This window comes from Sphingobium scionense (assembly GCF_014197035.1).
GTDB lineage: Bacteria > Pseudomonadota > Alphaproteobacteria > Sphingomonadales > Sphingomonadaceae > Sphingobium > Sphingobium scionense.
The window spans coordinates 19,054-30,968 of the sequence record NZ_JACIEU010000040.1; the positions used below are offsets into that span (position 1 = coordinate 19,054).

Annotated in this window: 15 protein-coding genes and 3 pseudogenes; 8 read left to right on the forward strand and 10 right to left on the reverse strand. The window is 62.6% G+C overall.

What is annotated here, in order from left to right:
* Position 1: 1 nt before the first annotated feature.
* The 8 genes from GGQ90_RS26250 to GGQ90_RS29145 all read right to left on the reverse strand — a co-directional run bounded on the left by GGQ90_RS26250 (position 2) and on the right by GGQ90_RS29145 (position 6,453).
* The gene (locus GGQ90_RS26250) at positions 2 to 262 is read right to left on the reverse strand and encodes a hypothetical protein (protein ID WP_022684640.1); all 261 of its coding nucleotides are present in this window, start codon (positions 260 to 262) and stop codon (positions 2 to 4) included.
* A gap of 148 nt (positions 263 to 410) precedes the next feature.
* Positions 411 to 653 carry a zincin-like metallopeptidase domain-containing protein gene (locus GGQ90_RS26255; RefSeq protein ID WP_188084366.1) on the reverse strand — a complete coding sequence of 81 codons (243 nt, stop codon included), beginning with the start codon at positions 651 to 653 and terminating at the stop codon, positions 411 to 413.
* A gap of 327 nt (positions 654 to 980) precedes the next feature.
* Positions 981 to 1,847, reverse strand: a complete 867-nt coding sequence (locus tag GGQ90_RS26260; protein WP_066553259.1) for an ArdC family protein — start codon at positions 1,845 to 1,847, stop codon at positions 981 to 983.
* 169 nt (positions 1,848 to 2,016) lie between these two features.
* Positions 2,017 to 4,179: an integrase gene (locus GGQ90_RS26265; RefSeq protein ID WP_188084367.1), complete on the reverse strand. Its 2,163-nt coding sequence runs from the start codon at positions 4,177 to 4,179 to the stop codon at positions 2,017 to 2,019.
* Positions 4,176 to 4,742: a hypothetical protein gene (locus GGQ90_RS26270; RefSeq protein ID WP_246428454.1), complete on the reverse strand. Its 567-nt coding sequence runs from the start codon at positions 4,740 to 4,742 to the stop codon at positions 4,176 to 4,178. The genes GGQ90_RS26265 and GGQ90_RS26270 overlap by 4 nt, the downstream gene beginning before the upstream one ends.
* A 29-nt stretch (positions 4,743 to 4,771) precedes the next feature.
* Positions 4,772 to 5,638, reverse strand: a complete 867-nt coding sequence (locus GGQ90_RS26275) for a recombinase family protein (RefSeq protein ID WP_006961816.1) — start codon at positions 5,636 to 5,638, stop codon at positions 4,772 to 4,774.
* Positions 5,639 to 5,779: 141 nt separating this feature from the next.
* Positions 5,780 to 6,181 carry a DUF4158 domain-containing protein gene (locus tag GGQ90_RS29760; RefSeq protein WP_066564853.1) on the reverse strand — a complete coding sequence of 134 codons (402 nt, stop codon included), beginning with the start codon at positions 6,179 to 6,181 and terminating at the stop codon, positions 5,780 to 5,782.
* Positions 6,182 to 6,312: 131 nt separating this feature from the next.
* Positions 6,313 to 6,453 carry a hypothetical protein gene (locus GGQ90_RS29145; RefSeq protein WP_223178464.1) on the reverse strand — a complete coding sequence of 47 codons (141 nt, stop codon included), beginning with the start codon at positions 6,451 to 6,453 and terminating at the stop codon, positions 6,313 to 6,315.
* Between the two features lie 82 nt (positions 6,454 to 6,535).
* On the opposite strand from GGQ90_RS29145, the gene GGQ90_RS26285 reads away from it, so the two are divergent.
* The 7 genes and pseudogenes from GGQ90_RS26285 to GGQ90_RS26315 all read left to right on the forward strand — a co-directional run.
* The gene (locus GGQ90_RS26285; protein WP_059153592.1) at positions 6,536 to 6,811 is read left to right on the forward strand and encodes an AbrB/MazE/SpoVT family DNA-binding domain-containing protein; all 276 of its coding nucleotides are present in this window, start codon (positions 6,536 to 6,538) and stop codon (positions 6,809 to 6,811) included.
* Entirely contained in the window at positions 6,808 to 7,206 is a 399-nt protein-coding gene (locus GGQ90_RS26290) for a type II toxin-antitoxin system VapC family toxin (protein WP_059153591.1), read from the forward strand. Before GGQ90_RS26285 ends, GGQ90_RS26290 begins: the two co-directional genes overlap by 4 nt.
* A 2-nt stretch (positions 7,207 to 7,208) precedes the next feature.
* Positions 7,209 to 7,828 (forward strand): annotated as a pseudogene (locus tag GGQ90_RS26295) (histidine phosphatase family protein).
* A 364-nt stretch (positions 7,829 to 8,192) separates the two neighbouring features.
* Positions 8,193 to 8,363, forward strand: coding sequence for a transcriptional regulator (locus GGQ90_RS26300; RefSeq protein WP_082749269.1), 171 nt, complete (start codon positions 8,193 to 8,195; stop codon positions 8,361 to 8,363).
* 175 nt (positions 8,364 to 8,538) lie between these two features.
* Complete coding sequence (locus GGQ90_RS26305; protein WP_082749270.1) at positions 8,539 to 8,817, forward strand: type II toxin-antitoxin system ParD family antitoxin; 279 nt, start codon at positions 8,539 to 8,541, stop codon at positions 8,815 to 8,817.
* Entirely contained in the window at positions 8,817 to 9,113 is a 297-nt protein-coding gene (locus GGQ90_RS26310) for a type II toxin-antitoxin system RelE/ParE family toxin (RefSeq protein WP_066564857.1), read from the forward strand. Before GGQ90_RS26305 ends, GGQ90_RS26310 begins: the two co-directional genes overlap by 1 nt.
* Positions 9,114 to 9,209: 96 nt before the next feature.
* Positions 9,210 to 9,667 (forward strand): annotated as a pseudogene (locus GGQ90_RS26315) (histidine phosphatase family protein); the annotation flags it as partial.
* A gap of 288 nt (positions 9,668 to 9,955) precedes the next feature.
* Here the strand turns inward: GGQ90_RS26315 and GGQ90_RS26320 are convergent.
* Together GGQ90_RS26320 and GGQ90_RS26325 are read right to left on the reverse strand one after the other, a co-directional pair.
* Positions 9,956 to 10,404: pseudogene (locus GGQ90_RS26320) on the reverse strand (transposase); the annotation flags it as partial.
* Positions 10,405 to 10,515: 111 nt separating this feature from the next.
* Positions 10,516 to 11,484, reverse strand: coding sequence for a M48 family metallopeptidase (locus GGQ90_RS26325; protein WP_223178466.1), 969 nt, complete (start codon positions 11,482 to 11,484; stop codon positions 10,516 to 10,518).
* A 62-nt stretch (positions 11,485 to 11,546) separates the two neighbouring features.
* Between GGQ90_RS26325 and GGQ90_RS29150 the strand changes: the two genes are divergently transcribed.
* Positions 11,547 to 11,858 (forward strand): hypothetical protein, encoded by a 312-nt coding sequence (locus tag GGQ90_RS29150; protein ID WP_223178467.1) that lies wholly within the window; start codon positions 11,547 to 11,549, stop codon positions 11,856 to 11,858.
* Positions 11,859 to 11,915 lie beyond the last annotated feature (57 nt).

An 11,915-nucleotide genomic window follows, 5' to 3' on the forward strand; every position in this document is an offset into this window, starting at 1 on the left:
ATCATGCAGCAAGTTTCTGGCGGGACAGAACATCACGGTTGTAGTCCTGCGCCAGACCAATCGCCACATCGACGGGAATTTGGGTTTCGACCAACAGCAAACAAAAAGAGTGGTCATCCGAAACCAATTCAAGTCCTTCAATCTTGCAATTTGCGATTGCTTCGCAATAAGCTGCCATCACGTCAGGAATGTCTTCCTGCCGACGCGGCTCATACCCCATCGCCTTGATGCGATTCCTGTAGGTGTCGATGATATTTTCCATTTTGCACCTAAAAACGACCTGCTCCCGCCCATAGTTAACATGTCGGGATTTGTATATAAACCACATTGAGTAGCCCCCCATATTTCACTTTCCTGAAATGAGACGCCGCGCAAGCGCGGCGTCTCGTGCATTTTGCGGGGCGGGGCATTCAATCCGCTTGGTCGGTCATCATCGCCAACAGGTAGTCGGCGGCGTTCTGCGCCTCGCGGGCTGCCTCAAAAATGGCGCGCTTGTCGTTGCGGAGCGCGGTCAACCAGTGCTCGATATACGCGGCATGGTCTTCGCGTTCCTCGACCTTGAAACCGACAATCGCGCCGATGAAGGATGCGCCCAGCTCGGCGCAATATCCTGACAGTCCAGCCAAAAACGGTGGTTGGAAGGTAAAAACCATCGGTTCCTCCAGCACTGCCCAAAAACCCCATGGCTCCCCCGAGGCGGGGGTGGGCGGCGAGAACGACCGGAGAGGCCCGCGCAAGCGGCGGGCCGCACCCGGAGGGGCGAAATGAAATGGAGCAGCTCGGCGAAGCCGGGCTTGCGGCGCGCCGTGGCGGGCCTAGCAGGGAGCGCCGACCAGACCCGCATCGAGGGAGGCCCGAAAAATCAGCGCCGCCGCGCCAGCGGCGTCCGCTGGTGAGCGGGCGAAGCCCGCGCATCGCCATGCGCGACGAAGCGGCCGAGCCCGCGAGGGATCGGCCGCTCAGCGTTGGTTGCTGCTGGATCATGGCTGCCGGGTGTGCATCCAGTCGGCCGCCGCCTGCGCCTTGCTCGCCGCGGTGAAGATCGCCCGGGGCTCGTCCTTGAGCAGTTGCAGCCAGGAGGCGATGTAGGCCGCGTGATCGGGTCGCGGTTCGTGCGCGATCCCGAGATCGGCGAGCAGGAACGATGCGGTCAGCTCGGCGGTCGCTTCCTCCATGGCGAGCGCGTGCTTGGTCCACTTGGTGCTGAAATCCCGGTCGAGCCGATGGGCTGCGCCACTGGCATGAGCTGCCTCGTGAATATGGGTGGCGTAGAAGCCGTGGGCGTCGTGGAAGGCGCTGAAATCCGGCATGTGGATGCGGTCTTCGGCGATGTGATAATAGGCGCTGGCCGAGCCGTAGACGGTATCGATGCCGAGCGCGGCGATGAAGGCTTCGGCGGCGGCGAGGCGTTCGCTCTCGGGCAGGACCGGCCCCGGTTCGGGCGCATAGCCATCGATCTGATCGGCGTTGAACAGGCTGAACGCCTTGGCGAAAAGCCGTCGGTGGTCGCCATCATCGTCGCTGGCTTCGTCGCCCTTCGCGCGAAACTCCTTCCAGAGGACGCCGAGGCTGGCGTGCTCGCCCTTGCGGACCTGCGCGCCGAGCGCCTGCCACTGGCGATAAGTGCCCCAGACCCCGCTCGCATAGCCGCTGCCATAGGCGGCCGCCCAGAGCGAGACCGTATTTATGCCGCGATAGGGCTTGCCGCTGGCGACGTTGGTCGGGCGGGTGACGTCGGCGCCGGAATGATGCCACGGCATGCGCCAGGTGCCGGTGCCGGCTTCGATGGCGTCGACGATCGCTTGCGTGACGCGAGCGTAGACGTCTGAGCGTGGTGAGGCTGACATGATCTGTTCTCCGTTCTCGCGCCGGGGACCATCCCCGGCGGCGGAGGCCCGTTCGCGCCGGGCACAGGGGGGCTCGCGCACCCGTCAGGGCCGCAGCGAAGCGAAGGACGGCGAAGCCGTTGCGCGGGCGCGCCGATCGGCGCAGGACTCCGCCAACAGCCGGGGTGGTCTACGACGCGAGAGGATCGATCCCGGCAATCACCGCGGTCAGGCGATCGAGCTCGCGCTGGAGAGCTTGACGCTGGAGATCGGAGATGCGCCGTTCGCGTAGATGCGCCCTGGCATCGGCCGCCGCGCGTTCCCAGGCCGGCCTGTGGCGGGCGGTGATGCAGGCGTTGGGACAGCGGGTCGGCTCGCACAGGGCGGTGAGTGGCTGCGCGGGATCGGGGGTCGTCACGCGCTTGAGGCAGAGCGCGGTCGCGGGATCGAAGAAGCAATCCGCGAGCGGGCCGACATGGAAGGTGCGCGCGACGCTGGCGAGCATGACGCGCAGGCGGGCGCGATCGGCGATCATGGCGGGCAATGGCCCGAGCTGAACGGCGGCATCGTCGAGCGTCCGCCCGATACGCGGTCCCGCCGGCCCGCCAAGCGATGCGCCGCCCTGACGCCGGTCGAAATAGTCCAGCAGGTCATCAGTCTGACCGAGCCGGCGCTGCGCCTCGACCTCGGCGCGAAACCCCGATGCGCTGGTCCCGGCATAGCCTTCGAACGCGGCGACCGAGGCGTGCTTGTACTGGATCATGCCGGCGATGGTGCCGAACGGACGGTTGGCGATGTGCCACGCGATCGTGCGCCGGAACTGCCGCGTCGTGATGCGCCACGGCTTGCCATCGGGACCGGGCGGGATGACCGGCATATCGGGGCTGCCGAAGGCGGTGTTGAGGTGATCGCGGAAGGTGTTGAGCTGACGGACCACCTCGCTCGACAGATGCGTCTTGGAGACGGCGCTCGCGCGCAGCACCGGCCAGAGCGTATCGCTACCGCTGGCGCGCGCCGGTCCTGCCGACAGGCGTTCGAGCACCGTGATCGCATCGGCGACCGGCTCGATCGTCACCCAGCTCGCCGCCTCACCCACGGCCGCCCGGCGCTTGTAGATGGTCGATCGGATGCGATGCCGCTCGATCAGGCCGTCCTCACTGCGCGCGATAGAGAGACACCCGCGCCGCATCGCCTGCACCTCGCAGTCGCGCATGCCGGTCAGGTAGGCGCACACGATATAGGCGGCGGCCTGGAGCATCCGTTCCTCGTGTGCGAGAGTCTTCGCGTCGAAGCGCTCGCGCCATGGCCGACCGCTCTCGGGATCGATCGAGATCGGCGTGTCCATGCCGCCGACCTCTACCCCCAGCTCGGCCGCCACTGCGTCGATCAACCTCGCTTCACCGCCGGTCAGCAGGAGATGCGCGCCTGGCTCGGCCTGCACGTCGATCCCGGCATGGAGATGCAGGAGATGGGCGTTGATCGGTGGGGTCACGGCGCCGGTGTTGGGGTCGACGCGCAGCTTGCCGTTATGAGCGGTGCCCCAGATCGGTGCGCCGCGCCCCTCGCGGCGTCGGCGACCGAAATAGGCCTTCAGGCGGGTGCGGCGACGTTGCCGGCGATCAGCGTCCGGGAGGCCGGAGTCGGCGGCGACGAGACGATCCCGGCGCGCTTCGAGCCGATCAAGCTCGCGACGGGCTGCGAGAATGTCGTCAGCGAAGACGGTGACGTAGCGCAACGACCATGCGAGCAGCGCGGCGATGACCTCTTCCGGGAACCGCGGCGTGCGGTTCTCCCGGACATGCCGGTAGCCCGCGACACGGGCGGGCGCCTGTCCGGCCCAAGGCTCGAATGCAAGACCTCCACCAGCGAGGTGGTCACGATAGTGATAGAGATCGGGGACCACTTCGAGGAGGTGGCCGACGATGACGGGTCGCCGGGCCGGATCGGCACGAAGGTGCCGGGCATAGGCATCGACCAATGCCTGATCGATACGGGAAACGTCGAGCCGTCCGAGCCGCTCACGGGCGAAAGCGAAGAACCGGCGGGCACGGTTGAATGCCTGGCGAATGCTCGCCGGCGGCAGCTTCGGGCGGTAGCCGGGAAGATCGACGTTGAGACGGGCATAGAGATAGGCGCGCATCGCCGCCTGCACATCGGCATGTTCGAGCACGTCGAAATGCACGGTGACGTGGCAGCGCCGGGCGTTCTCGCGGAATACGGCGAGACCGAGATCCCAGCTCGGGTCGCCGACGCGAGACAGCTCCTCGCGGGCGTGGCCCTCCTTGAGCGGCGCGCTCGCCAGCACGGGGCGATCGTCGAAGGCAGGCTCTTGGGCATGGGCGGGTATGGTCATGCGCGTGCCTCCGGCGGCAGATAAAGCCGCTCGCTCTCCATCTGCCGGCGCGCATCGGCGATGACGGCATCGGAGAAGGCCGGCACGACCTGGGCGGTGATGCGGGCATGGACGCGGCCGAACTTGGCCGCCCAGTCGGTCGCGGGCAGGCTCAGCCGCTGCTCTTCGACGAAGACGAGGAAAGCCAGGATCGCGGGGAGCTTGCGCGCGGTGATGACGGCGTTAGGGCAATCAAGGCAGCCCCAGAAGGGCTGCGCACAGGGCGAACCGGCCTCGGCGAAGGGACTGTTATGGAAGCCCGCGCAGGCGGCGAGCCAGACATCCTGTTCGCCGTCGAGCAACGGACCCACGGTAGCCAGCGGCATCAGCGGCTCGGCCTGATCGGGCGCTTTGCGCAACGCCTGCTCGGCGGTGGGCGGAAGCACGGTCGGCATCGCGGCGGCGACCGCTGCGCGGAAGGCGTCGGCGACGGCCGTCTCGTGCAGGGGCCGGAGCGACGGCAGATCAGCATAGTGGCGCGCCGCTACCTGGCCCAGTCGGCCCGAAGCTGCGATTTTGGCCATGTTGAAGAACAAAGATTGAACATGGCGATCTACCAGGCTCGCTCTTGTCCTCCAATCTCGTAAACATCGGTCTCGATCGAGCACCTGTAGCTCTCTGCGATGTTGAACATCTCTGTCTGGAGAGATGCGATCTCATCATCGAGGCTGACGCCATCGGCACCCTGATCATAGGCGACGGTCAGCGTGTAATCGCAGTTCCCGGTCTTTTGCATCTGGTAATCCCGCTCCAGCATCGCCTCAATGCGCTCGCGAGCGGGCTTTCTGCCACGACCATGCTTGTTGAAGTTCTCGATGGTCAGATGCAGGGCGATGGTGACAGAAGGCGGCTTTTCCGGCAGCCCGATCCTTGAAGGAATGACGTCAAGCGCCCGATAGACGGTCATTCTTGAGATCTTGAGGTCGCGCGCGACGCTGGCCTTGCTCGCGCCGGCGGTGATCCGGCGTCGGATTTCATCGTCATCGATGTTTTTCTTCCGGCCTTTGTAGACGCCTTCGGCGCGCGCCGCCTCGATCCCGGCGCGCTGCCGGTCCTTGATGAACGTCAGTTCCATGTCCGCGACCATGCCCAGAATGGTGATCACCATCCGCCCCATGCTTCCGGCCGTCGTCACCTCCGGCTCAAGCACCCGCAATGAGGCTCCCTTCTGGTCGAGTTCATGAACCAGATTGAGAACATCGCGTGTGGAGCGACCGAGCCGATCGAGACGCAGGACGACGAGTTCGTCATCGGCGCGCAGGAACTGCATGATCGTCTCAAGCTCCGTGCGTCCAGTGCGCGATGCGCCCGAGCCTGTTTCGGAGCGGAGGATTTCACAGCCCGCTGCCTTCAACCGGGCAACCTGGATGTCGAGATCCTGGTCGATGGTGCTGACGCGGGCGTAGCCGACGCGGGTCATGGGCAAATCCGTCACATTAGGGTGGCTTTGCCCTCGTACAGTAACATTGGTGACGGAACCACCCTTTTGTGACATGTCGTATATGTCACTTCCGATCGTCACGTTCGGGTGCACCCAAATGTTATAGGCCGATCAGCCGCCTCACGCTGCAAGCCGTCCAAAATCAATCCGGTCGTTCAGGTCGAGGTCGAAGCGGCCATAAGGGTTCACATGACTGTAGATCAACGGCGTGAGACCACGATAATCTTCCGGCGTCATCCGCCCCGCCCACTTCGGCTCAACCAGTACGGTCTGAAGCATGCGGGTGTTCACATAACCGGCTATCTCGCCAGCCTCGACACCGAGTTGCTCGGCCAGGTACGAGAGGCCATCGGTAGGGATTGAGCCGGGATCGATCGCGAAAAACCCCAGGGAAGCGAAGAATTTCAGCTGCGCGGCGAGGCCAAGGCGCGTCAGGGCCGGCTTCGAATTTACAAAATCAATATCGGCAAAGCTCAGGCTCCATCGTCCGATCAAATCCCCGCCCGGAATACTCCGATCCATCAACCCACTCCCTATGATGGAGCGAACTGTCCTCTTCTATGATTTCCATCGTCAATACCGAATGCCACGTTCCCAAAACGTTCTCCGACTTGGCCAAAATCGCAGCTTGGGGCCGACTGGGCCTATACTGGTCACACCGCCGAAAATGGGAAGATAACGACGAAATGGGGGGATGCATCTTGCCCCTCGATCAGGCCCTCGACTACATCGCCAGCAACAGCATCTTCTGGATCTGGACCTGACGAAAAACGTACAAAGTCGAGCTTAGTCACTTAGACTTTTTGGCTATCAGGATTGCGGCCTTGAAAATAAGGCGATTCTGCATTACCTCTATTCGATACGGAGGTAATAGCCATGACGACATTAAGCATAACGGCGCGGGGCCAGGTGACTTTCCGGAAGGAAATTTTGAAGCATCTCGGCATCCAGCCCGGAGGCAAGATCAGGCTCGACCTACTGCCCGATGGGCGGGCGGAATTGAAAGCGGATCGGCCCAAAGGGTCGTGGCGGGAGCTGCACGGAATGCTCAAAGGAAAGGGCAACGGCCCCCGGTTCACGATCGAGGAAATCAACGACGCTATCGCAGACGCGGGCGCTGCTGCCGGTATGGCCGGTCTGGACGATAAATGAAGATCACGGCCGACACGAACGTCTTGCTGCGCCTAGTTCTGGCGGATGACGAAGCACAGGGCCTCGCCGCCGTCGAAGCGATGGAAAACGCAAGCCTTGTTGCCATCAGCGTGCATTCGCTGTGCGAACTCGCTTGGGTTTTGGAACGACTCTACAAGAAAGCTCGGTCCGAAATTGCCACCGCGATTCGGGGCGTGATCGAAGCGGAGAACGTCGTCGTCAATCGCCCTGCGGTCGATGCCGGCCTAGCCGTCCTCGATGCCGGCGGCGATTTCGCGGATGGGGTGATCGCCTTTGACGGCCAATGGCTCGGCGGGGAGACGTTCGTGTCCTTCGACAAAACGGCGGTCAAACTGCTGGACGGGCAGGGAATCGCTGCGCAACTGCTGAAATAGCCATGAGGGCGATATTCATCCGACCTGGGGAAAGCACTGGCAACGCCGGTGTTCCCTGTCACGACTTGGCGACGATCGCGCTGACGGAGCGCGACCACGAACAGGCGCGCGCGATCACGGCGAACTGGGTCGAAGCACCTGCGCTCATCGTCACCTCGCCCTATACCCGCACCCGGCAAACCGCCGCACCGACCATCGCCCGCTTTCCCGACGCGCCGGTGAAGACGTGGCCGATAGAGGAGTTCACCTATCTGCAACCGGCGCGCTGAACGGCACGCACAGCGCCGAACGGATGCCGCACCTCGAACGCTATTGGAGCGCGGCCGATCCTGATTATTGCGACGGGGAGGGGGCAGAGAGTTTCCGCGCCTTGCTCCGGCGCTGCGACGCAGCGCTGGCGCGCTTCGCCGCCATACCGCCTGCATCGCTGGTCTATGTGTTCGGCATGGGCAGTTCATCCAGGCCGCGCGCGCGATCGTCGCCGACGCCCCTCTGAACGATCGGGGCAAGATGCGCGCCTTCTGGCGCAAAGGCGAGCCGCCCGCGGATCAGCAATGCGGAGCGGGTGGGGTTTCATAGGGCGGTGGACCGCTGGGAATGTGCGGCGGCCGTCACTGCCTGACGCCTATAATCTCAATCCCGCTTCGCCGAAGCGTCCAAACGGCGCGATCACGCGCAAGACCGCTTGCGGGCTTGTCGGAGCGGTAACGCGGGGATAGAGCCGCGCCCGCAGGACGCGCCAGACATTCTATTATTATATCGTAATGACTTAATAATGATAGCGATGTGCTATACAAATGATAGATATTATCGCGCCACTGGCCGGCCGTTCCTGCCTCTCTCAAGCGCAACTGAAAGACGATAGCCGCCATAGTCTCGATCCGGCTGCGTCAATGAAACCCCTGAATCTACGGGAAAGGGAGAGGCTATCAGAGTCGCCTTGAACATGTTGGCAATATTTGCCATATGGGTTTGAAGATAGTGCGATGGCGACCATGCAGGAAAGGCGCGAGGCGTTCAAACGGGATGCCGTGCGCGCATGGGAAGAATATCAGGCGACCGGCCTGCACGCGACGATGGAGGAAGTCGATAAATGGCTAGAGAGCTGGAGAACGGCAAACGAGCTGCCCCGCGCCTATGTCACTAATAGGCAATGAGCTGCCCAAGGCACCGAAACGCCGCGTCCCGCGAGGCGATGGCGGAAATAGCGGCAGGAAAGGGCGTCAGGTTCGACAACGTTGAGGCGCTGATGGCAGACCTCCATGCGGACGATCTGCCTGCCTGACAGGCCCGCTATGACAATTTTGCCGTAATGGCATTGGAGTTACACCGATGGCGACCATGAATGTATCCCTGCCCGATCCTCTGCGCGATTACGTGCAGCAGCGTATCGACAGCGGCCAATATGCCAGCGTCAGCGACTATGTGCGCGATCTGATCCGGCGCGATCAGAGCGTTGTCGTGGACGAGGAACGCTGGTTGAAAGACCTCGACGCCTCCATTGAGGCAAGCCTGAAAGAGATGGAAGCCGGAGGCGGTCATGATCTCCATGACGTTTGCGCCGAAATCATTGCCGATATTGAGGCGACCGCCGATCGCAAGCAGCACTGATGCAGGTGCGGCTATCGACGCAAGCCCGTCGCGATTTGCAAGGAATCAAGGAATGGATCGCGCCCAACAATCCGGCGCGAGCTGTGACGTTCATCGAAGAATTGCGCGATGCGGCGGCCCGGATCGGGACGATGCCCCATGCCTTTCCGCTGATCCCACGCTATGAACGGCATGGCATCCGTCGCCGGTCCTACAACGGTTATGGCATCCTCTATTCGGTGCAGTCCGATCGCGTCTTCGTGCATCGCATCATCGGCCCCGGCCAGGATCACGACCGCGCCTTGCGGCTGAATTGAGGCTTAAGCGATGATCGGACCCAAAAACTCCACACCATTACCGGCGCGTCGGGAAAGCGGGCCTGCCTCGCTGCGTCTGTGCTGGACGGGACGACTGCCCGCACCCGGCAAACCGCCGCACCGACCATCGCCCGCTTTCCCGACGCGCCGGTGAAGACGTGGCCGATAGAGGAGTTCACCTATCTGCAACCGGCGCGCTGAACGGCACGCACAGCGCCGAACGGATGCCGCACCTCGAACGCTATTGGAGCGCGGCCGATCCTGATTATTGCGACGGGGAGGGGGCAGAGAGTTTCCGCGCCTTGCTCCGGCGCTGCGACGCAGCGCTGGCGCGCTTCGCCGCCATACCGCCTGCATCGCTGGTCTATGTGTTCGGCATGGGCAGTTCATCCAGGCCGCGCGCGCGATCGTCGCCGACGCCCCTCTGAACGATCGGGGCAAGATGCGCGCCTTCTGGCGCAAAGGCGAGCCGCCCGCGGATCAGCAATGCGGAGCGGGTGGGGTTTCATAGGGCGGTGGACCGCTGGGAATGTGCGGCGGCCGTCACTGCCTGACGCCTATAATCTCAATCCCGCTTCGCCGAAGCGTCCAAACGGCGCGATCACGCGCAAGACCGCTTGCGGGCTTGTCGGAGCGGTAACGCGGGGATAGAGCCGCGCCCGCAGGACGCGCCAGACATTCTATTATTATATCGTAATGACTTAATAATGATAGCGATGTGCTATACAAATGATAGATATTATCGCGCCACTGGCCGGCCGTTCCTGCCTCTCTCAAGCGCAACTGAAAGACGATAGCCGCCATAGTCTCGATCCGGCTGCGTCAATGAAACCCCTGAATCTCATCTGGCGGCTGCCATACCAAGGCATGTCCAGGTATGTCGCATCGGTCTGCGGAACCGGCGTGTAGTAATAGGATGATCGGCTGATCGACAGTAGTCCACACTGCGCCCAGATCGATAGGCGGTGGTGCGAAGGCTCGATCATCGATCGCTTTCGGTCCACGCTCATCGATCGAAGGCTTTGCCTAAAAAATCCCGCTCCACGACCAATTGACCGATCTTGGCGTGCAGCTTCTCCACTTCCCCCTCGCTGGAGGCTCTGGCCGCATCGCCCGCCCCGGAGAACGTCGTTGCCATTCCCTCAACAGCCTGGCGCTGCCACGACGCGATCATCCTGTGGTGAATGCCATGCTTCGCCGCCAGCTCGGCCAGCGTCAGATCCCCACGGATCGCCTCCAGCGCTACCTCCGCCTTGAACTCCGCGCTGTAGCGCTTTCTCGTCGTCTTCATTCCCGTCCTTCCTCAGGTCGGGATTAGCTTAACAACCTGTCCAAATTTCCCGCACCACCTCACATTACGAGCGAGCAGCAACGCGCTGAATGAAGAGCAATGCCGTGACGGTCAGCGCCTTTTCTCCAGTAGAGCCTGCCAGTTTCCGTCGAGCGGCCGGTTGCGCGCGGTTAGGATGGCAGGTCGGCGCGGGCTTTCTGGTTCCAGTTCGGCGATCGCGCGCTCCATAGTGGCCACGCGATCCTTCCAGGCGGGGTGCGAGCGGCTGCGCAATATGCCCGCACCATGCACAGGGCCGAACGCGCGCCAGAAAAGCAGGGCGATTTTTGGATCATATCCCGCATTGGCAAGGAGTGACACAGACAAAATGTCCGCTTCTATTTCAGTCTGCCGAAAATAACGAACATTGCGGCCGACACCTGACAATAGGCCGTAATTTACGCCTTTTGCCTCGAGCCGCTCGCGGTGCCGCAAGATATTATGTGCCAGTTCATGGGCTATCGGCACAGTGACCCATTCAGGATAATCCGCAAAGAAGCGACTGCCTATTTGCACTATCTCACCATCTGCCTGAGCGACAAAATCAGAGCCCAGCACCACCTCAAACCGGGAACGGCATGCTGGGGCCGGAATGACGATGCGCTCTTGGTCGACCCCATCACGACGCATGTGGAGCACCTGCGGACGGTCTGCGGGGAGCGCCATGATCTGGCGCGTCGCATTGATAAGCGCGGCAGTGCTCGCCTTGGCTTCAGGATCGACGGGACTGAAACGCCTTTGTCCCACGCCCAACAATGTATCATCAGCACGTACTCCCGCCGCCGCCGCCGGCGAGCCGGGCATGACCGCCTCCACCCCCAACGGCCCATCGAAGCGAAAGTGGCGAATCGCCGCCTCACGCACATCAAGCGAATATTGATCGGGTGTATGAAGCAGCAGCCCCAATCCAGGCTCTTGCCGATCACACAGGCTGGCATTGGAGACGGCGAGGCGGTAGCCGATGCTCGCCATCTCCGCATCAACTGCCCGAATGGCCTCAAAGGCAGGCATCTCATCTGCCAATGTCGGTACCCCGAACATAAGGACTGGGGCTGCCGCTATCAGTGCCAGGCCCAACATGCTACTTTTCCAGCGTTTTATGCTTGAAACCCTGCTATGCTTCACCATCGCTCTCATTTTCACTGCTCAAGGCCGGCAAGGTACCGCATCCACCGATGCTTGCGAAAATTTTCTCCCGCTTTGTAAAAGCTCCAAGACCCGCTGCGCGCGCGCCTGATGGTCGTCGCCTCTATGCCATCGGCGACATTCATGGCCATCTTGACCTGCTCGATGGTCTGCTCGCGCAGATCCGCGCTGATGAGGCAGCGCGCGGTGGACCCAAAGGCGAATTGATCTTCCTGGGCGACCTGATTAACCGTACGCATCCGTTGAGCGTCGCCTTGCCCGGGACGTGACAGACCGCTCTTAAGGTCGCTCTTGAGCGCGGTCGTAGGAGCGGTTTTTGTGGGTCA